Below are 20,568 nucleotides of genomic sequence, written 5' to 3'. Positions count from 1 at the left end.
GTTCGCCTTGGCTGATTTGCACCCCTTCTCTAGCCCTCCGGCACTGGTACCCGTTCGTCCAGAACACGATTGGCCAGTAATTCACTCAACTCAATCAACTGCTGTACCCCCAAGGCGATATGCCGTCGCGAGCCTTCAAGCTCGAAGGCCAGATCGCTGACGGTTGCGTTGGCTGAGGCCAGGGTTTCGCTGAGGTTGGCGAGGAGGCATTCGGTGTCGATGCCGTCCACGACGGTGAATAGCTGGTTTGAGGCGGGTTTCTTTTTGGCTTCGGGCTTTGGGCCGAGGTAATAGTCGAGGGCGCGCTTGGCGGCTTCATCAAGCTGTTTTGGGTTAAGGCTGGAGTATGGGGACTCGTTATTGGTTTCTGAAGCGGATGGAGATTTGTCACACATTGCGGTACTCCAAAGGAAGGAATGGATTACCAAGTTTGCGGGCCGCGACGCCCGGTCGCTGAATTGGCAGCGACGGGAAAAGGTTAACGAGAGACCTTCCCACCCGGCAACCGCCAGAACTCGTCGGAAAATTCGGCTCGAATTAGGGGCCTTGTCCGACCATTCCCACAAATTCTGGTTGGCTGTGAAGGCGCTATTGTGAGTGTGTATATCCATTTCTGCGGTAACGGCTACTTAGGGTTCCGCCCTTACGGCGGGTCACTTTCGAAAAGCGCGAAAGTAACCAAAGCGCTCATGCCCCACCACTCGGCACCTCGCTTAGGCTCGGTGTGCCCTCACTCCGGCATTGCTCCGTGGGCCCGCCGCGAAGGGCCATCCATGGCCCAGCGCGGCTATCCCGGCATCCATGCCGGGATGCCCACTCCACAATGCCTGCGTTCGGCCAGCGTGGTTAACGGGGCGCCGAGATCAACGTCCTCCGCGAGGCGGCCTGACAGCCGGCCTGGTTTTGGGCGAACGCGTTTCTCCTGTGGGAGCGAGCCTGCTCGCGATAGCGGCACCTCGGTTGCATCGAGGGTGGATGGGCTGACATCGCGAGCAGGCTCGCTCCCACACTGGGATAGGGCTACGCCCGCAAGAGACAGGTCGGCTGTCAGACCGCTTTCGCGAGCAAGCTTTGCTCCCACAGGTCCGGCTCAACAGATCCGATGGGTGTACACCCGCAAGAACAGGCCGGCTGTCAGGCCGCCTCGCGAGCAAGCTTTGCTTCCACAGGTCCGGCTCAACATGTCTGATGGGTGTACACCCGCAAGAACAGGCCGGCTGTCAGGCCGCCTCGCGAGCAAGCTTTGCTCCCACAGGTCCGGCTCACAGGTCTGATGGGTGTACACCCGCAAGAACAGGCCGGCTGTCAGGCCGCCTCGCGAGCAGGCTTTGCTCCCACAGGTCCGATGGGTGTACACCCGCAAAAAACAGGCCGGCTGTCAGGCCGCCTCGCTTTTGATTTTGATCTGGGGCGCCCCGTTAACCACGCTGGCCGAACGCAGGTATTGTGGAGTGGGCACCTCGGCATGGATGCCGAGGTAGCCGCGCTGGGCCATGGATGGCCCTTCGCGGCGGGCCCACGGAGCAATGCCGGAGTGAGGGCATGCCGAGCCTAGGCGAGGCACCGAGTGGTGGGGCATGTACGGGACAACCACATGGGTTACAAAAAAGTGCATTCACATAGGTGACACTTTGATTGAAACATAGCCATTCTTTGCGTCCCTAGCGTTGACGTGACCTAGGATCACCGGACCGAAGATCACATTCCATACCCCATCTTTGATCATCTCCATTCCAATGTTTTGATGCCTGAGCAGATTCCCCACGTATATCCGCAGACCCGCTCGATTAATGATTCCGCAACTATCAGCCAGGTAACACTCAACGTGGCTCGCATAGCCCATTTCCGGTAGTTTTTCCGGGTAAGCTCGGGTTGAGGGTGTATAGCAGGAGGCCGGGGTTTTCTGGCCGAGCGCCTCGTGTCCCCGCTCGTGATTGTAGTGCTGCATAAATCGATCAAAGTGTTTTTGCTGAGCCTCCCAGGCAATGGCTGGCGGTTTGGGAAAAGTACTTTTCAATGTTCGGTGCATGCGCTCATGACGCCCATTTTGATCTGGCCGACCGGGCTCAATTCGCTCAGGAATAATCCCAAGGCGCAACCACCAGATCGACAACTGCGATAACCCTGCACGACCCGTACTGGCAAACGGCACGCCGTTATCGGTGCGGATACGTTCAGGCATCCCGTATTCACGAAAAACGCGCTCGAAGGTTTGCTGGGTCTCCTTGAGATTGGTATTGGCCATGCTCTCGCAGGCAAGCAAGAAGCGACTGGCATGATCCATGATCGTCAGTGGATAGCACCAAACGCCCGCCCCGGTGAGAAATTGGCCTTTGTAATCTGCGCTGAAGAGCTGATTAGGCGTTTCTGCCTTACGCAAAGGCTTGGGGTAGACAGCAACACGCTGGCGTAACGGTCGAGACAGAATCAAGTCCGCTGCCTTAAGGATGTTGTAGATGGTCGTTTTCGACGGCGGATCCTGCCCCGGAAAGCGTTTCATCAGGTCGTTCTGGATCTTTTTAGGACCCGGAACTGTTTCGCCAGTAGAGCGAAACTCAATGATTGCCTGCCTCACAACCAATGGCACCACATAGGTTTGGTTGTGCCGTCGGCGGCTACGTTCGTCGAGCCCACTGGGACCCTCCAGTTCATAGCGCTCGACCCATTTGTAGCCAGTCTTTCGGCTGATCTGATAGTCCTGGCACAGCTGGCTAAAGCTGTGCTTTTCAGACAGATACTCAGCGATGAACATCACTTTGAGGTCCATAGGTTTCAGCTCTCTCCAGGGCATGGTCAGATCCTCGCGAAATCGACCCTGCCAGTTAAAAACTGTTACCTATGTGCGTGAACTGATTTGTAACCCATGTGGGTGAGTCATACCGGCAAGAGCGTTTTGGTTACTTTTGCGCTCTTCAAAAGTGACCCGCCGTAAGGGCGGAACCATAAGTAGCCGTTACCGCAGAAACGGATATATACCCAACCAACAAAACCCTGGCCGGCTGTCAGGCCGCCATCGCGAGCAGGCTCGCTCCCACAGTTGGATCCGGGTACAACCGTGAGAGACAGGCCGGCTGTCAGGCCGCCTCGTCACCAAGCTCACCCCCAAGCCAAAGCCGAACCCTACAACCGCCCCGCCGGCGCATACGGCGCAGGATCAATCACCGGCTCACGCCCCAACATCACATCAACAAACAACCGACACGACGCCGGAGCCAACACCAACCCATTGCGATAATGCCCACAGTTCAACCACAACCCCGAGAACCCCGGCACTTCACCAATATAGGGAATGCCCTCCGGCGATCCAGGCCGCAACCCGGCCCAATGCCCGACCACCTCGGCGTCCGCCAGCGCAGGAATCAGCTGCTGCGCCGACGCCTTCAAACTATCGAGCGCAACATCGGTCGGGGTCTTGTCGAAGCCTTCGCGCTCCAGCGTACTGCCCACCAGAATATGCCCGTCGCGACGCGGAATCGCATAACGGCCCTTGGCCAGGACCATGCTCGATAGAAAATCCGACGCACATTTGTACAGAATCATCTGGCCCTTGACCGGCTCGACCGGCAACTTCAGCCCCAGAGTCTTGAGCAATTCACCGCTCCAGGCGCCCGCCGCCAGGACCACCTGATCGCCAAGGATCGGCCCCTCGGAGCTGTTAACCCCCACAATACGCCCACCGTCGCGGATGAACCCGCCGACCTCGCATTGCTCATGCAGCGTGACATTGGGTAGCGCCAGCAACGCAGCCTTGAGGGACTTCACCAACCGGGGATTGCGCACATTGGCCACATCGGCCATGTGGATCGCCCGGGAGAAACCCGCGCCCAGTACTGGCACCGCGTCATGGACAGCCGAGATTTCCACAGCCCGCAACGGGCGCCCTTCCCGCTCGGCCCAGGCCAGTGCTTCGGCCTGATCGTCCAGGTCCAGCCAATACAGACCGGTGACATGCACCTGCGGATCAACCCCCGTGGCCGCGAACAGACGCTGGGCCAGCTGTGGATAAAAGTCCTGCGACCAGTGGGCCAGTGCGGTGACCGCCGGGCTGTAGCGCCAGGGGTACAGCGGCGAAACAATACCGCCGCCGGCCCAGGACGATTCCTGGCCGACACTGGAGCGGTCCAGCAGCACCACGCGCTGCCCTTCGGACGCGAGATTGAACGCCGTCAGCAGGCCAATGACTCCGCCGCCGACAATCACCACTTGCTGTTGCCTGGTCATGTTCTATTTCAACTCACAAGACAAAGGGCGCAGGACAGCGCCCGAAAAAATAAACTCAGCGACCCCAGCAATCCTTGGCAGTCAGCCCGGCAGCAGCGTTGATGATGCTTCGCGCGCCCGTGTTGTTGATGGTGAAATCACCGCACTTGTCGGTGGCCATGGACGAGGCGCTGTTGCGCACGGCAGTCAGGGTGAAACTCTGATCCATGAGCGTCTGGGTAATGGTGTAGAAATCATTACCGCTGCTCAGCCCGGTCGCGTTGGTGTAGACATTGTTCTTGGAGTAATGGCGCTCAAGAATCTGCGCCTGCTCCGATAGCAGCCCGGCGATTTCGGCCCTTCGGCCCTTTTTCATGTATTCGGTCAGGCTCGGATAGCCGACGGTGATCACGATACCGATGATGGCGATCACGATCATGATTTCGATCAAGGTGAAACCCCGGTTGGATCTGCGCATACCTTATCTCTCATTGTATTTGCCGCCACATGATGCGGCGGCTGCCGCCGACGGATTTCCCCAGCAGGTCGGTGATACCGCCACCGGAGTCGTTCACGATCATGTTGGTGGCCCCGTTGGCACTGACGACAGCGCTCAAGGTCGGGATCCCGCCCGTGAAAATCACTCCGCTGGAGACCGTGTCGAGGCTGTTGAGCATGCCGTCACCGTTGGTGTCGAGCACCGCGTAGTTGAGCATCTTACCGTTGAACGCATCCACCTCGATCAGTTTGCCAGTACCAAAGCTGGCGCAGGGATCGGTGGTGTCCACCGCGGCCGTGGTGAAAACCACGCGCCCGAGCACCAGACTGGCCGGGTTGATCACCCGTTCCCCAGTCAATGCGTTGTTGTACACCAAGGGCAGATACCAGCCATTTTTTGCAGGATACGTCACGTCGGTCTGGCTGGTCGTCACGAATTGCCCGGTGCTGCCTGAGAACACCCCGGTGATCGACTGGGCTTGCAGGCTCGAAACCGGGATTTGTCCGGTACCGCCGACGGCGTCCCAGATCGAATAGAACCCCTGCAGATCCTTATTGAGCTTGTCCACCGCTTCGTTGAATTTGCCCGTGCCGAAAAAAACCTGGGTCCCGCCCTGAGGGTTTTCCGCCAGCAACGGCTGGACGGTGATGGGCTGGGTTGCACCACCGGGCGCGGTGAACAACGGCTGCCCGGCAAACGCAACGCCCCAGGCGGTGGGGGAAGTGCCGCTGAGGTCGAATTTCCACATCCGCCCTTTCAAATCGCCACCGTACGCGGCCTGCACCACGTTCTGGGAATTGACCCGAAGCTTGACCGACGACAGGCCGTTACCCGTCTCGCTGTTATTGACCGTGATTTTCCTGATCAGCGAGCCATCACGGATATCCACCACATACAGCGCCGCTACGCCGGTGTTGCTGCCATAGCCATTGGCGATGAACGCGGCCCAGCGACCATCGGCCAGGCGCGCGACTTCGGGACGCGCATAGGCGTAGCCCAGGTCATTGAAGGCGTTGGCCGTATTGGCGACGGTCGGTGCGCTGATTTCCCACAACGCCCGGAGCGCATTGCCTGCCGCTGCGTCGAACAATTGCACCGCATAGAACGCTTTGCCCCCGGCTCCGGTCCCGCCCAGGGCAACGGTCTTCCAGGCATTGCCCAATTGCGCATCGAATACGCCGATCTGCCCATCCACCAGGAACTTGTGACTCACGCCGTTGATGTAATTGGTGTCAGCGATGTCCCGCAACGAGGGCAGGACGCTCGAGGGCATATAAGCGTAACGCCGCGTGCCGTTTGCGCTGTTGATGACGCTGAAGAAACCATCGTTGGCATTCACCACGAGATTGGCGTTCATGTTCGCCGCCTTGGTTGCCAGGTAAGTGCTGTAGCTGGTGTCGTTCAGCAGGTCCGAGGCGGTCTGGTCGTTCGGCGAGGCCAGGAGCAGTGGCGAGTTGATAATGTCCCCCAGCAACGCGCTGCGCACCTTCAGCCCGGTTTTATTGACACCTTTGCTCCATTCCACCAGATCGCTGCCGGTGATCCCCGTGGGCAGGCCCTGGCTGAGGCTGGTTTGCTGGGCCGGTGAAAAGTTGCCGTAGGCCAAGGTTACCGGCGTGTTGGTCGCGGTGTTCCAGGACTGATAGGTCGGTGCCGTGGCACCCGGCACGATGCTGGTGTTGGTGGTCCATTGCACGGCCGCCGTATCGACCGTCCCCGCCGAGGTAAAACCGAATGCGCGGATGGTGCCTCGCCAGTCCTTGGGGTCATAGGTGGTCTGGTAATAGCTGGAGGTGGTGGACAACGTTGCACCGTTGGTGGTGCCGCCGCCCCCCGATCCGGCCTTGGAGGTGATGTCACTCAAGGCCGATGACAAGGCCGAGTTCAGGCCTTCGCTGTCGGACGCTGGATAATATTTACCCGCGCCGTAGCGAGCGGCGTCGGACAGCATCGTATTGGTGACGGCAAAACCCACGGTGTAGGTATTGAGGTACTGCCGGGGAAAATCCGTGGCATTCCAGCTCTGGCCAGTGACGTCGGTGCCGGTGGAACGCATGTCGATGTCGAAAGCGAACTTGGCGATATCGTCCAGATAAAGCGTATCGCCCTCAGCGTCACCGTTGCGGTCAGCACCATCGTTGGTACTGATGCCATCCCAGTTCGGCAGACGGGATCCGCCTAACGGATCGTTGGTGGGAAAGGTACGGTCGTAGGTGGGCAAGCCGTCGGTGATCACCACACCGAAATTCTTCTGGCACCGGTACTGGATCGGGCTGGTGTAGGTGCTGGGGCTATTGTTGTGGTACGGCGCCATGCCCCTGAAATAACGGGTGACCTCGTAATAGCTCTCGGCCAATGGCGTATTGGCGACCGCGCCCAGACCGTTGATGGCGTTGATCAGGGCACTGTAGTTGGCGTTGGCCTGGGTCTGGGTCACGCTGCCGCTGACGGGTGACAGATCGCTGACGACACGGGCGATGTAGCCCCCCGGGCCGGAGTTGCTGAAGTTGGGAGGATTGAAGGTGGCAAGCCCGATGCGCAAGGCACGGTTGTTGGCGACCAGGTCGTTGGAGACATCCCGTGCCACGTTGATTCGATAATCCCTGGGGATTGAGCCATTGGTGTAGTCCCGGTTCGAGCCGTTGGCCAGGGTTACCAGATACGCCAGGTACTTGGCGGTGTAGCGTGTATCGCCCCCACCCACCGGGTCTGGCAGCCGCAGACAGATCCGACCAAGGCCGGGCCGGTAGAAACCGTACCAGCCAGACGAGCAACCGCCCCGCAACAGGCTCATTAACAGAATGTTCGAGTCATCCAGATCCAGTTCATACCTATCGTTGCAATTGCTACTGGCGCTGCATGCATAAGTGCGCGTTTGCGTCACCGTCGGATCAAACCCCGACGCCCAAATGATGTTGTTCATACTCCCCGAGTCATCGATCAGCAGCATCACGTTGGGCGTGACTGCGGCGGCACTCAGCAACGGCGAATCCGAAGGCGTGAAAGCATAGGCCGGTGCAGCCAGGTACAGGCTGAGCAGCACACCCCACAACGCCTGCTTCCAATCGCGACGCACCTTAATATTTCGCATAGATGCTCTCCACGACGCTGCGCTGGTTATTTCCCACCACGGCCACCGCCGTGATCCGGTACAGCGTCGCCGACGTATTGATCGGCACGTTGACCGCCGTCAGCGTGGTGCCCAGATTCTGCACGCCATAGAACCCGCCAGGGACGGCGATCCAGGTCACCCCCGACGATGAATTGCGCCCGGCCGTCGTGAGGGTTGCCGATTCAGCCGGCGGCGCACACTGGGTCGCGGTGGTACACACCGGCAGGGAGTAGGCCTCGGCCTGTACCGCGCTTTCACCAACCCGCAGCGCTGCCTCGGCCAACTGGAAGGACTGGTTGCGTAGCATGACGCTACTGGTCATTTTTTCCTGAAGGGTAGCGCTCTGCATCGACGACAGGCCGATCAGCGTCAGGAGCAGCAGGAAAACCAGGCTGACCAGCAATGCCATACCGCGCTGGCGATGCTTGATGGGCGTTGAATTCATCAGTCGCCCTCACAGAAGCCGGTTGCGCAAAGCGGCAACCACGTTGAAGGTCTGCTCACGCACGTTGTTCTTCGGATCAAAGAGCGTGAGGGTCAGGCGCACGCTGCGGATCAGGGCCGGATTGCTCGGGTTGCGGCTGTAGCTCGATGCCGCGATGTCTGTCGCGCTGCTGGCCACCCCAAATGTCACATCGAATGCCCGGACGTTATCCACCAGCACCGCCTGGGTCGGGTTGCCAGCCCCGGTGCCCATCAACAACTGGTTATTGCTGAAACTGTAGACCAGCCGCCGTATCGGAAACGCCATTTGCCCGGCCGCCGGTATCCGCGCCCCGGTATAGGCGGTCGCCGTGTTGCGACAATCCGAGATCACGGTCCAGGTCGGCACGCCGCCGCTGTTGCCGACATCCGTCGTCACCAGGGTCAGCTTCAGATTGGCATTGTCCCAGCTGATCGGCGTGACCTTGCTGGCATTGAAATCCCCCGCCGAGGACGCGTCGAGGACGGTCTCCAGGCAACCGAACATGCCCACCATACGAAGCTCCTGGACCATCTTGCTCAGAGCGAACCGCGCATCCTCCTGCATCACCGCCGCCGCACCCTGGCTGACGTAGGTGTTTTTGGCGGCGATGAAAATCTGCACCACACCCAGCACGACAATCAGGCTGAGCACCAAAGCGATCATCAGCTCAATCAGGCCGAATCCCCGGCAATGCCTGTTCATGGCGTCGCCCCGGGTGGGTCGACGGCGACGCGACTGGTCAGCACGAAACTGCGTCGCGCCTCGGCGGCGTTGGTCGTGTTGGCGGCCCGGGCGTCATCCCAGGAGATGGTAATGGTGTAGACCCGCTGGTGCAGCGCAACAGTGCCGGTGGCCGTGGCGCCGCCGAAGCTGACGATGTTGGTCTTGAAATCGTAGAGATCCTGGTCCCGGGCTACGTTGAGATTGGGTGAACTGGGCGGCGTAACCGTGTAATCGGCGCCGGAGTTGGCACGAATGCGGTCGAGCATGTCGTAGGCGATGAAGCTGGCCTGGCTGGTCATGCGCGAGCTGTCGGTATATTTGAGGGCATTGAGCTGAACCATCGCCGCTCCCAGCAAGCCCACGCCAAGAATCAGCACCGCCACCAGCACCTCGATCAGTGTCATGCCATCCTGTGCCTGTTTACTGCAACCCTTCATCCGCAACTTCCACCCAATACGATTCGTCCATTGAGGCAAACACTCAGTGTCCTGCTCTGCGCCCCCCTTACATAATTGAAAGTCACCGGCGTGGCCGGTGCCGACAACCCGCCGAGGTTGTTGAAATCAATGCTGGTCACGTCTGAGGTTAGCGTCAGAGTCGCGCCGCTGCTCATCGCTGGAACAACCCGCAATACATTGGGCTCAGCGCCAGTACTGTCATACACCGTCAGCTCGCTGCTCCATACGCTGCCCTGGACCGTGGGGCGAATCCGTGTGGTGACACCACGGTCGATCGCCGTCATCCGGGCGAAGTTCAGTGCCCGGCGCAGGTCGTCAATATCGGTATCGGCCTTGGTGCCCTGCACCGAACCGGTAAGGGCCGGTACCGCCAGGGTGATCAGGAGCAGCAGCACGCCAAGGGCGACCAGCACCTCAATCAGCGTGAAACCTTTTGTACGAAGATCCATCGATGCCCTCCGTCGCCATTGGCTATACCTGCTTCTACACGCTAGAACAAACGACTGCCTGTGGCGAGGGAGCTTGCTCCCTCTCTACAACAAGCCCTCCAGGGAGGAGACGTCATGTATCAACAGGGCTTTAGCCTGATCGAACTGCTCATGGGACTGGCGATTGCCGCGATTGTTCTGCCGTGGGCCGGTTCCGGATACAAAGCCCTGGTGGAATCCACTGACCGCGACGACGCCGCACGGCTGCTGGCCAGCGGTCTGCGCAGCGCCCGCAGCGAAGCAATCACGCGCAATCGGACAGTGACGATTCAAGGAATAGACAACGATTGGAGCCTGGGCTGGCAAATCATGCTGGACGGCGATGACCAGCCACTGCTGACGCAGCACAGCCGCCATGCTCGAATCATTGGCAACGGGCCGGTAAAACACTCGGTGAGATTCGCAAGCCAGGGGGAGCCGCTCCTGCCCAGCGGCGCATTTCAGGCGGGAACGTTACACGTTTGTGCACACCATAAGCCGGTCAGTCACCACCAGGTGGTCCTGTCGCGCAGCGGTCGCGTCAGCCTGCGCAGCGAGAAAACCGAGCAGGCCTTGTGCGAAATGGACTCAAAGCAAGGAGCGCACGCGTAGTTCCTTGGGCATGGAGAAGGTGACGTTCTCCTCGCGACCGGACAATTCATCGGCACCGGTTGCCCCCCAGGCCTGCAGTTGCTGGATCACGCCGCGCACCAACACTTCCGGCGCTGAAGCACCGGCGGTAATGCCGATACGCTCGACGCCGTCAAACCAGCTGCGCTGCATGTCTTCAGCGCCGTCGATCAGGTACGCCGGAGTGGACATGCGCTCGGCCAGCTCACGCAGGCGATTGGAGTTGGAGCTGTTCGGGCTACCGACTACCAGCACGACATCACACTCGTCGGCCAGTTGCTTGACCGCATCCTGACGATTCTGGGTGGCGTAGCAGATGTCATCCTTGCGTGGCCCACCGATGGCCGGGAAGCGCGCACGCAGGGCGTCGATCACTCGACTGGTATCGTCCATGGACAGGGTGGTCTGGGTGACAAACGCCAGCTTTTCCGGGTTACGCACCTGAAGGGCGGCGACGTCCTCTTCATCCTCGACCAGGTAGATCGCGCCACCATTGCTGGCGTCGTACTGGCCCATGGTGCCTTCGACTTCCGGATGGCCCTCGTGGCCGATCAGGATGCACTCACGACCGTCACGGCTGTAACGGGCCACTTCGATATGGACCTTGGTCACCAAGGGGCAGGTCGCGTCGAATACCTTCAGGCCACGGCCGGCGGCTTCGGTACGCACTGCCTGGGAAACCCCGTGGGCACTGAAGATCACGATGACGTCGTCTGGCACCTGGTCCAGTTCCTCGACGAAGATCGCCCCGCGGCTACGCAGGTCTTCGACGACAAATTTGTTGTGGACCACTTCATGGCGCACATAGATGGGCGGCCCGAAGACTTCCAGGGCGCGGTTGACGATTTCGATCGCCCGGTCCACGCCGGCGCAGAAGCCACGGGGGTTGGCGAGTTTGATTTGCATGCTGTGCCTCGTGTCTTGCGCGCAAGAAATTGAATCAGGGCAATCCAGTGTGGGAGCGAGCTTGCTCGCGATGACGGTATATCAGTCAACGTCAATATTGACTGATCCGACGCTATCGCGAGCAAGCTCGCTCCCACAGTGAATCGGGTGGCAGCAGGAACTGCCTGTTAAACCTTAAACCGCCTTCACTTCGATGATTTCCACTTCGAAATTCAAGGTCTTGCCCGCCAACGGATGGTTGAAGTCCACGGTCACCTGGGCGTCGTCGAACGCCTTCACCACGCCCGGCAGTTCGGTATTGGCCGCATCATTGAAGATCACCAGCAACCCTTCGGACAGTTCCATGTCCTGGAACTGGGAGCGTGGCATGGTCTGCACGTTTTGCGGGTTGGGCTGACCAAAGGCGTTTTCCGGTGGAACCACCACGGTGCGCTTGTCACCGGCCTTGAAACCGAAGATCGCCGCCTCGAAGCCCGGCAGCAGGTTGCCGTCGCCAACCTTGAACACGGCCGGAGCCTTGTCAAAGGTGCTGTCGACGGTGTCGCCGTTTTCCAGGTGCAGGGCGAAGTGAAGCTTCACTTCAGTGTTTTGAGCGATACGCTGCTCAGTCATGGACGGCTTCTCCGGGTTTCTTGCTCTTGAACATGTCCAGGGCGAGCATTACGGCGCCCACGGTGATGGCGCTGTCGGCAAAGTTGAACGCAGGGAAATACCAGCGGTTCTGCCAATGCACCAGGATGAAATCGATCACGTGGCCCAAGGCAATCCGGTCATAAAGATTGCCCAGCGCGCCCCCAAGCACCAATGCCAGCGCCACGGCCAGCCAGGTCTCATCGCGACCCAGGCGTTTGAGCCAGACCACCAGCACGCCGCTGACCACGACAGCGATCAGGGCGAACAGCCAGCGCTGCCAGCCCGAACTGTCGGCCAGGAAGCTGAACGCCGCGCCCGTGTTGTAAGCCAGGGTCCAGCTGAAGTAGTCGGGGATGACCACGATCTGCTGGTACATGGTCAGCGAGTTTTCGAAGTGGAACTTGCTGGCCTGGTCAATGACCAGCACCAGCAAGCTCAACCACAGCCAGCTCAGCCGGCCGAAACGGCTCGCCACGTTAGACGCACTAGGCATAGTGACGAACCTCACCAGTGCCGCTGATGTTGTCGACGCAACGGCCGCAGATCTCCGGATGCTCCGGATTCACGCCGACGTCTTCGCGGCAGTGCCAGCAACGGGCGCACTTGGTGTGGTTCGACTTGACGATCTTCAGCTTCAGGCCGCTGACTTCAGTGACGACCGCATCGGCCGGCGCCTGCACCAACGGTGCGACACTGGCGGTGGAAGTGATCAGCACGAAACGCAGCTCGTTGCTCAGCTTGGCCAGATCGGCACTCAGGGCTTCTTCGGCGTAGAGCGTCACTTCGGCCTGCAGGTTGCCACCGACGGCCTTGGCCGCGCGCTGGATCTCCATTTCCTTGTTGACCGCCGCCTTGACCGCCATGATCCGGTCCCAATAGGCACGGTCCAGCTCGAAACCTTGCGGCAGTTCGGTCAGGCCTTCGTACCAGGTGTTGAGCATCACCGACTCGTTGCGCTCGCCCGGCAGGTACTGCCACAGCTCGTCGGCGGTGAATGCGAGGATCGGCGCGATCCAGCGCACCAGCGCTTCGCTGATGTGGAACAGCGCGGTCTGGCACGAACGGCGCGCCTTGCTGTTGGCGCCAGTGGTGTACTGACGGTCCTTGATGATGTCGAGGTAGAAACCACCCAGCTCCTGCACGCAGAAGTTGTGGATCTTGGAGTAGACGTTCCAGAAACGGTACTCACCGTAATGCTCCTGCAATTCGCGTTGCAGCAGCAGGGTACGGTCCACGGCCCAGCGGTCCAGCGCGAGCATTTCTTCGGCCGGCAGCAGGTCGGTGGCCGGGTTGAAACCGGTCAGGTTCGAGAGCAGGAAGCGCGCGGTGTTACGTATCCGCCGGTAGGCGTCCGCGCTGCGCTGCAGGATCTGCTCGGAAACGGCCATCTCGCCGGAATAGTCGGTGGAGGCGACCCACAAGCGCATGATGTCGGCGCCCAGGGTGTCGTTGACCTTCTGCGGGGCGATCACGTTGCCCAGGGACTTGGACATCTTGCGGCCGGACTCATCGACGGTGAAGCCGTGGGTCAGCAACTCGCGGTACGGTGCGTGGTTGTCGATGGCGCAACCGGTCAGCAACGAGGAGTGGAACCAGCCGCGATGCTGGTCCGAACCTTCCAGGTACAGGTCGGCACGCGGGCCGGTTTCATGGCCCATCGGGTGCGAGCCACGCAGCACATGCCAGTGGGTGGTGCCGGAATCGAACCAGACGTCCAGGGTGTCGCTGATCTTGTCGTACAGCGGCGCTTCGTCGCCCAACAGTTCGGCGGCGTCCATCTTGAACCAGGCTTCGATGCCTTCGACTTCGACGCGCTTGGCCACCTCTTCCATCAGCTCGACGGTGCGCGGGTGCAGTTCGCCGCTTTCCTTGTTCAGGAAGAACGGGATCGGTACGCCCCAGTTACGCTGGCGGGAGATGCACCAGTCAGGACGGTTGGCGATCATCGAGTGCAGCCGCGCCTGGCCCCAGGCCGGCACGAACTTGGTGTCCTCAATGGCTTTGAGGGAGCGCTGGCGCAGGGTGTCGCCAGTGGCTGGCTGCTTGTCCATGCCGATGAACCACTGCGCGGTGGCGCGGTAGATCAGCGGAGTCTTGTGGCGCCAGCAGTGCATGTAGCTGTGTTCGATGACGGTGGTGTGCAGCAGCGCGCCGACTTCGGTCAGTTTGTCGACGATGGCCGGGTTGGCTTTCCAGATGAACTGGCCGCCAAAGAACTCCAGCGACGGCACGTACACGCCATTGCTCTGTACCGGGTTGAGGATGTCGTCGTTGACCATGCCGTACTTCTTGCAGGTCACGAAGTCGTCAACGCCATAGGCCGGCGCGGAGTGAACCACACCAGTGCCTGCGCCCAGCTCTACGTAGTCGGCCAGGTACACCGGCGACAGGCGGTCATAGAACGGATGACGGAAATTGATCAGTTCCAGCGTCGAACCTGGCGCGGTAGCCAGCACCGAGCCTTCGAGGTTGTAGCGGGCCAGGCAGGACTCGACCAGTTCTTCGGCCAATACCAGCAGCTTGTCGCCAACATCGACCAGGGCGTAGTTGAATTCCGGGTGAACGTTCAACGCCTGGTTGGCCGGGATGGTCCACGGGGTGGTGGTCCAGATCACGATCGACGCCGGTTTGCTCAGCTTGCCCAGGCCGAAAGCGGCGGCGAGCTTGTCTTCATCGGCGATCGGGAACGCGACGTCGATGGTCGACGACTTCTTGTTTTCGTACTCGACTTCCGCCTCGGCCAAGGCCGAACCGCAATCGAAGCACCAGTTCACGGGCTTGAGGCCCTTGAACACAAAGCCGCCCTCGACGATTTTCGCCAAGGCCCGGATTTCGCCGGCTTCGTTTTTGAAGTCCATGGTCTTGTAAGGGTTGGCGAAGTCGCCCAGCACGCCGAGGCGGATGAATTCGGACTTCTGCCCTTCGATCTGCTCGGTGGCGTAGGCACGACACAATTCGCGGGTCTTGTCCGCGCCCAGGTTCTTGCCGTGGGTCACTTCAACCTTGTGCTCGATCGGCAGGCCATGGCAATCCCAGCCCGGGATATACGGCGCGTCGAAACCCGACAGGGTCTTGGAGCGCACGATCATGTCCTTGAGAATCTTGTTCAGCGCGTGACCGATGTGGATCGTGCCGTTGGCGTACGGAGGGCCGTCGTGCAGGACGAACTTCGGACGATCCTTGCCAATCTCGCGCAACTTTCCGTACAGGCCAATGCTGTCCCAACGCTGCAGAATCTGTGGTTCGCGCTGAGGCAGGCCGGCCTTCATAGGGAAGGCGGTGTCCGGAAGGTTTAGCGTGGCTTTATAGTCGGTCATTTAAGGCTCTTCATTAGCGATTGGCGCTGGTTGCGACAAGGGCACGGGCGGCGGCGATATCTGCATGGATCGCCGTCTTGAGCGCCTCCAGAGAGGCAAAACGCTGCTCTTCACGCAGCTTTTGGTGGAAAACCACCGTCAAACGCCGGTCATACAGATCGCCGGCAAAATCCAGAACATGTACTTCGAGGTGGGCCTTGCCATCCCCCTGGACCGTGGGCCGGACGCCGATATTGGCGACACCGGGCCAGGTCTTGCCGTCGATCTCGACACTCACCAGGAACACCCCGGTCAGCGGTACACGACGACGCTTGAGTTGCACGTTGGCCGTCGGCGTGCCCAGTTGGCGCGCCAGTTTCTGCCCGTGCAGGATCCGTCCGGCAATCCGGTACGGCCGGCCGAGCAAACGCTCGGCCAATTCGAAGTCGGCAGCCGCCAGGGCATTGCGGACCTGGGTACTGCTGACGCGCATGCCATCCATCTCCACGGTCTGCGCCGCTTCGACGGTAAAGCCCCGGGCCTTGCCGGCCTGTTGCAGGTAATCGAAATCCCCTGCCCGGTCGCAGCCGAAACGGAAATCATCACCGACTTCCAGATGTTTTATGTCCAGACCGCCCACCAGGATGGTCTCGACGAATTCGGCGGCACTGAGCTTGCTCAGGCGCTGATTGAAGGCCAGGCACAAGACCCGGTCGACGCCTTCGGCGGCCAGCAGATGCAGCTTGTCCCGCAGCCGGGCCAGACGGGCCGGCGCGGTGTCCGGGGCGAAAAATTCCCGGGGTTGCGGCTCGAAGATCACCACGCAACTGGGCACGCCCAATTCCTGGGCACGCTCGCGCAACCGCGCCAGGATAGCCTGGTGGCCACGGTGAACACCGTCAAAGTTGCCAATAGTGGCGACACAGCCCCGATGCTGGGGGCGCAGGTTGTGGAGGCCTCGAACCAGCTGCATAACGCGCTTCTTGCTCATAAAGTGGCCGATTATAACCACACCCGGCGGCCGACGACAGGCAACACCGTAACCCAAAGTGATCGAGCCGACAAAACCACTGCCCGGCCCGGGATTATCGAGGGTAAACCCTCAGCTCAAGCCCTTGCGGTTGAAGTCGCGCAGGCGAAAGCCCATCAGCAGCAGCATGCCGAAATACGCCACCACACCCGCCGCGACCAGTACACCCAGGCGCAGGAAACGCTCGAGCATCTGCCCTTCGCCCCAGGCTGGCATGAAATGCATCGCCCCCAGCAGCACCGCCGACATCACCCCCACGGCCACCAGCAGCTTGAGGCCGAACTTGCCCCAGCCCGGCTGCGGCTGATACATCTTCTGCTTGCGCAGTTGGTAAAACAGCAGCCCAGCGTTGAGGCACGCGCCGGCACTGATCGCCAGGGCCAGGCCAGCGTGGGCCAGCGGGCCGATCAGCAACAGGTTGAACAATTGGGTCATCACCAGGGTAAAAATGGCGATTTTCACCGGCGTGCGAATGTTCTGCTGGGCGTAGAAGCCTGGCGCCAGCACCTTGATCACAATGATCCCGAGCAAGCCCACCGAGTAAGCGATCAGAGCACGCTGAGTCATCAAGGCGTCGAACGCATTGAATTGACCGTACTGGAACAATGAAACGGTCAACGGCTCAGCCAGGATGCCCAGCGCCAGGGCACAAGGCAACACCAGCACGAAGCACAGGCGCAGGCCCCAGTCGAGGATGCGCGAGTATTCCTGGCGGTCCTGGCTGGCATAGGTCTTGGCCAGGGTCGGCAACAGGATCGTGCCCAAGGCCACGCCCAACACGCCGGACGGCAACTCCATGAGGCGGTCGGCGTAGTACATCCACGACACCGAGCCGGCCACCAGGAACGAAGCGAAAATGGTGTTGATGATCAGGGAAATCTGACTCACCGAAACCCCGAGGATCGCCGGCAACATCTGCTTCATCACCCGCCACACGCCGCTGTCGCGCAGATTCAGGCGCGGCAGCACCAGCATGCCGATTTTCTTCAGGTGAGGCAGCTGATACAGCAACTGCGCCAAGCCACCCACCAGCACCGCCCAACCAAGTGCCATCACCGGCGGGTCGAAGTACGGCGTCAGGAACACCGCAAAGACGATCATGCTGACGTTGAGCAGGGTCGGCACGAAGGCCGGCACCGAGAAACGGTTCCAGGTATTGAGGATCGCCCCGGCCAGGGACGACAGGGAAATCAGCAATATATAAGGAAAGGTCACCCGCAACAGGTCCGAGGTGAGCTGGAATTTTTCCGGGGTATCGGTAAAACCCGGTGCCGTGGCCCAGATCACCCAGGGCGCGGCGAGCATGCCGGCGACCGTAACCAGCGCCAGCACCAGCGTCAGCAAACCCGTGACGTAGGCAATGAACGTGCGGGTCGCTTCGTCGCCTTTCTGGCTTTTATATTCCGCCAGGATCGGCACGAAGGCTTGGGAAAACGCCCCTTCGGCGAAGATTCGCCGCAACAGATTGGGCAACTTGAAGGCGATGAAGAAGGCGTCGGTGGCCATCCCGGCACCGAATATCCGAGCGATCAGCGTGTCACGAACGAACCCCAGGACGCGTGAAAGCATCGTGATAGAGCTGACGGCAGCCAACGATTTGAGCAGATTCATGAAAAGAGTTTTTGCCTGTCGATAAACAGCAGGCGAACAACGCGCCCACTTATGCGATACTCCGCGCCGCTAAACAGTGCAGAGCCAAAGCCCGCGAGTTTACAGGTCGCACGCCGGAAAGAAATCATCCGGTGCGTTGTACCTGCCATTCAGCGGAACGCGTCACCCGCCCTTGACAAGACATCAACTCATCGGCATGATTCGCGGCCTATTTTGTTTGCTATTTCCTAAAAAGTCTTTCGAGGAGCTCGACGGTGGCCAACACACCTTCCGCCAAAAAACGTGCAAAACAGGCTGAGAAGCGTCGCAGCCACAACGCCAGCCTGCGTTCCATGGTCCGTACCTACATCAAAAACGTAGTTAAGGCCATCGACGCAAAAGACGCTGAAAAAGCACAAGCTGCTTACGTTCTGGCTGTGCCAGTTATCGACCGTATGGCCGATAAAGGCATCATCCACAAGAACAAGGCTGCTCGCCATAAGAGCCGCCTGAATGGCCACGTAAAGGCCCTGAACGTTGCCGCTGCTGCCTAAGCGACGCGCTCGTTAAAAAACCGACCTTAGGGTCGGTTTTTTATTGCCTGGGATTTACCACACATACCGCAAAAAAATGTGGGAGCGAGCCTGCTCGCGATAGCTGACTAACACTCAATACAAGTTGACTGTTATATAGCTATCGCGAGCAGGCTCGCTCCCACACTGGGATTTGCGTCGGGTTATTGGGTACGAGCCCACGGCAGGATCGGGATCGCCGTCACCGCATTCTGCGGACTGCCTTCGATCACACGGTCGCTGTAGACCAGGTACACCAGCGTATTACGCTTCTTGTCGAGGAAGCGCACCACCTGCATGGTCTTGAATACCAACGACGTGCGCTCCCTGAACACCTCCTCGCCGTCCTTGAGCTCCCCCTTGAAGCTGATGGGACCGACCTGGCGGCAGGCAATGGATGCCTCGGCGCGATCCTCGGCCAGGCCCAGGCCGCCCTTCACACCACCGGTCTTGGCCCGGGACAGATAACACGTCACCCCGTCCACCTTCGGATCATCGAAGGCCTCAACGACGATCCGGTCATTTGGCCCGACAAACTTGAACACCGTCGACACTTGGCCAATTTCCTCGGCCGAGGCCAGCAGCGGCAATGCCACCAGCAAGCCGATCAATCCTTTTGCCAAACCCATGATTTTTCCTTAGACGAGAATCAGGTTGTCACGGTGAACCAGCTCTGGCTCGGCCATGTAACCCAACAGACCGACAATCGCATCAGACGATTGACCGATGATTTTTTGTGCTTCGAGCGCGCTGTAGTTGGCCAGGCCGCGAGCGATTTCGCGACCATCCGACGCCACACACACCACCATTTCGCCGCGACGAAAACTGCCCTGGACCAGCTTCACGCCCACCGGCAGCAGACTTTTATTGCCCTGGGACAGCGCCGACACCGCCCCCGCATCCAGCACCAGCGTGCCACGGGTTTGCAGATGCCCGGCCAGCCATTGCTTGCGCGCCGCCAGCATGCCGCGCTCAGGGGACAACAATGTGCCGATGCGCTCGCCCGCCTTCAGGCGATCCAGCACCCGCTCCAGCCGACCACCGACAATGATAGTGTGAGCCCCGGAGCGAGCAGCCAGACGGGCGGCGCGCAGCTTGGTCTGCATGCCGCCACGCCCCAGCGCACCACCGGTACCGCCCGCCACCGCATCCAGCGCCGGATCATCGGCACGGGCTTCGTAGATCAGCTTGGCATCAGGATTGTTGCGCGGGTCGGCGTCGAACATGCCGTCGCGATCCGTGAGGATAACCAGCAGGTCCGCCTCCACCAGGTTCGCCACTAACGCGGCCAGAGTGTCGTTGTCGCCGAAACGAATCTCGTCGGTGACCACAGTGTCGTTTTCGTTGATCACCGGGATGACTTTCAGCTCGACCAGCGCCCGCAAGGTACTGCGGGCATTGAGGTAGCGCTTGCGGTCGGACAGGTCGTCATGGGTCAGCAGGATCTGCGCCGTATGGCGACCGTGCTCGGCAAAGCTCGACTCCCAGGCCTGCACCAGCCCCATCTGACCGATGGCGGCAGCGGCCTGCAACTCGTGCATCGCGCTGGGTCGCGATGTCCAGCCCAACCGGCTCATGCCAGCGGCTACAGCCCCCGAAGAGACCAAGACCAGTTCGACGCCAGCCTCATGCAAAGCCACCATCTGCTCGACCCACACCGCCATTGCCTTGCGATCCAGGCCCTTGCCATCCGCCGTCAGCAATGCACTGCCGATCTTCACGACCCAGCGCTGCGCACCCGTCACCTTGCTCCGCATCATCTTCAACCTTTGCCAGCGAACGGCGCGACCCAGCACCGCCCATGAGATTATTCGTATTTGCGTTTTACAGATACCAAAACGCCGCTCGAATGAGCGGCGCCTTGGAAACTGGCTGGTTGCGATGATAACACCGCACTGAAACACTTAAACCTGTGGGAGCGAGCTTGCTCGCGATTGCATTGGGTCAGCAATATTGATACCGGCTGTCACACCGCTATCGCGAGCA

20 protein-coding genes are annotated in these 20,568 nt (G+C 60.3%); 2 read left to right on the top strand and 18 right to left on the bottom strand.

Annotated elements, in window-relative coordinates; all coding sequences use genetic code 11:
- Positions 1-29: 29 nt before the first annotated feature.
- The 10 genes from GKKCFE_RS02500 to GKKCFE_RS02455 all read right to left on the bottom strand — a co-directional run bounded on the left by GKKCFE_RS02500 (position 30) and on the right by GKKCFE_RS02455 (position 9,907).
- Positions 30-395: a DUF6124 family protein gene (locus GKKCFE_RS02500; RefSeq protein ID WP_139051190.1), complete on the bottom strand. Its 366-nt coding sequence runs from the start codon at positions 393-395 to the stop codon at positions 30-32.
- A gap of 983 nt (positions 396-1,378) precedes the next feature.
- Entirely contained in the window at positions 1,379-1,615 is a 237-nt protein-coding gene (locus GKKCFE_RS02495; protein WP_445578081.1) for a nucleoid-structuring protein H-NS, read from the bottom strand.
- Positions 1,616-2,791 (bottom strand): integrase core domain-containing protein, encoded by a 1,176-nt coding sequence (locus GKKCFE_RS02490; RefSeq protein WP_139051192.1) that lies wholly within the window; start codon positions 2,789-2,791, stop codon positions 1,616-1,618.
- A 329-nt stretch (positions 2,792-3,120) separates the two neighbouring features.
- Positions 3,121-4,221, bottom strand: coding sequence for a glycine oxidase ThiO (gene thiO, locus GKKCFE_RS02485; protein WP_047230179.1), 1,101 nt, complete (start codon positions 4,219-4,221; stop codon positions 3,121-3,123).
- A 55-nt stretch (positions 4,222-4,276) separates the two neighbouring features.
- Entirely contained in the window at positions 4,277-4,678 is a 402-nt protein-coding gene (locus GKKCFE_RS02480) for a type IV pilin protein (protein WP_076386375.1), read from the bottom strand.
- Positions 4,679-4,688: 10 nt separating this feature from the next.
- Complete coding sequence (locus GKKCFE_RS02475; RefSeq protein WP_160893360.1) at positions 4,689-7,790, bottom strand: pilus assembly protein; 3,102 nt, start codon at positions 7,788-7,790, stop codon at positions 4,689-4,691.
- Positions 7,777-8,256 (bottom strand): pilus assembly PilX family protein, encoded by a 480-nt coding sequence (locus GKKCFE_RS02470; RefSeq protein ID WP_076386379.1) that lies wholly within the window; start codon positions 8,254-8,256, stop codon positions 7,777-7,779. Before GKKCFE_RS02470 ends, GKKCFE_RS02475 begins: the two co-directional genes overlap by 14 nt.
- Before the next feature lie 9 nt (positions 8,257-8,265).
- A complete protein-coding gene (locus GKKCFE_RS02465) occupies positions 8,266-8,979 on the bottom strand; it encodes a PilW family protein (protein ID WP_160893358.1) in 714 nt (237 codons plus the stop codon).
- Entirely contained in the window at positions 8,976-9,437 is a 462-nt protein-coding gene (gene pilV / locus GKKCFE_RS02460) for a type IV pilus modification protein PilV (protein ID WP_047230174.1), read from the bottom strand. Before pilV ends, GKKCFE_RS02465 begins: the two co-directional genes overlap by 4 nt.
- Positions 9,434-9,907, bottom strand: a complete 474-nt coding sequence (locus GKKCFE_RS02455) for a GspH/FimT family pseudopilin (RefSeq protein WP_047230173.1) — start codon at positions 9,905-9,907, stop codon at positions 9,434-9,436. Before GKKCFE_RS02455 ends, pilV begins: the two co-directional genes overlap by 4 nt.
- Positions 9,908-10,021: 114 nt before the next feature.
- On the opposite strand from GKKCFE_RS02455, the gene GKKCFE_RS02450 reads away from it, so the two are divergent.
- Entirely contained in the window at positions 10,022-10,537 is a 516-nt protein-coding gene (locus GKKCFE_RS02450) for a GspH/FimT family pseudopilin (RefSeq protein ID WP_076386386.1), read from the top strand.
- Here the strand turns inward: GKKCFE_RS02450 and ispH are convergent.
- The 6 genes from ispH to murJ form a co-directional block, all read right to left on the bottom strand.
- Positions 10,514-11,461, bottom strand: coding sequence for a 4-hydroxy-3-methylbut-2-enyl diphosphate reductase (ispH, locus tag GKKCFE_RS02445; protein ID WP_047230171.1), 948 nt, complete (start codon positions 11,459-11,461; stop codon positions 10,514-10,516). The two genes, GKKCFE_RS02450 and ispH, sit on opposite strands and share 24 nt — an antisense overlap.
- Positions 11,462-11,635: 174 nt before the next feature.
- Positions 11,636-12,073: an FKBP-type peptidyl-prolyl cis-trans isomerase gene (gene fkpB, locus GKKCFE_RS02440; RefSeq protein ID WP_316912581.1), complete on the bottom strand. Its 438-nt coding sequence runs from the start codon at positions 12,071-12,073 to the stop codon at positions 11,636-11,638.
- On the bottom strand, positions 12,066-12,587 hold the full coding sequence (gene lspA / locus GKKCFE_RS02435) for a signal peptidase II (RefSeq protein ID WP_047230169.1): 522 nt from the start codon (positions 12,585-12,587) through the stop codon (positions 12,066-12,068). Before lspA ends, fkpB begins: the two co-directional genes overlap by 8 nt.
- On the bottom strand, positions 12,580-15,411 hold the full coding sequence (ileS, locus tag GKKCFE_RS02430) for an isoleucine--tRNA ligase (RefSeq protein WP_445577449.1): 2,832 nt from the start codon (positions 15,409-15,411) through the stop codon (positions 12,580-12,582). The genes lspA and ileS overlap by 8 nt, the downstream gene beginning before the upstream one ends.
- 13 nt (positions 15,412-15,424) lie before the next feature.
- Positions 15,425-16,363 (bottom strand): bifunctional riboflavin kinase/FAD synthetase, encoded by a 939-nt coding sequence (gene ribF, locus GKKCFE_RS02425; protein ID WP_047230167.1) that lies wholly within the window; start codon positions 16,361-16,363, stop codon positions 15,425-15,427.
- A gap of 129 nt (positions 16,364-16,492) precedes the next feature.
- Positions 16,493-18,031: a murein biosynthesis integral membrane protein MurJ gene (gene murJ, locus GKKCFE_RS02420; protein ID WP_076386390.1), complete on the bottom strand. Its 1,539-nt coding sequence runs from the start codon at positions 18,029-18,031 to the stop codon at positions 16,493-16,495.
- 254 nt (positions 18,032-18,285) lie between these two features.
- Between murJ and rpsT the strand changes: the two genes are divergently transcribed.
- On the top strand, positions 18,286-18,564 hold the full coding sequence (gene rpsT, locus GKKCFE_RS02415; RefSeq protein ID WP_003185593.1) for a 30S ribosomal protein S20: 279 nt from the start codon (positions 18,286-18,288) through the stop codon (positions 18,562-18,564).
- A gap of 182 nt (positions 18,565-18,746) precedes the next feature.
- On the opposite strand, the gene GKKCFE_RS02410 is transcribed toward rpsT, so the two are convergent.
- Positions 18,747-19,211 carry a CreA family protein gene (locus tag GKKCFE_RS02410; RefSeq protein WP_076386392.1) on the bottom strand — a complete coding sequence of 155 codons (465 nt, stop codon included), beginning with the start codon at positions 19,209-19,211 and terminating at the stop codon, positions 18,747-18,749.
- Between the two features lie 9 nt (positions 19,212-19,220).
- Positions 19,221-20,339, bottom strand: a complete 1,119-nt coding sequence (proB, locus tag GKKCFE_RS02405) for a glutamate 5-kinase (protein WP_445578023.1) — start codon at positions 20,337-20,339, stop codon at positions 19,221-19,223.
- Between the last annotated feature and the right edge of the window lie 229 nt (positions 20,340-20,568).

It is taken from the genome of Pseudomonas sp. E141, from assembly GCF_052659885.1.
The sequence above is the reverse complement of the archived record's forward strand: the minus strand, read 5'-3'. Positions and strand labels throughout refer to the sequence as shown.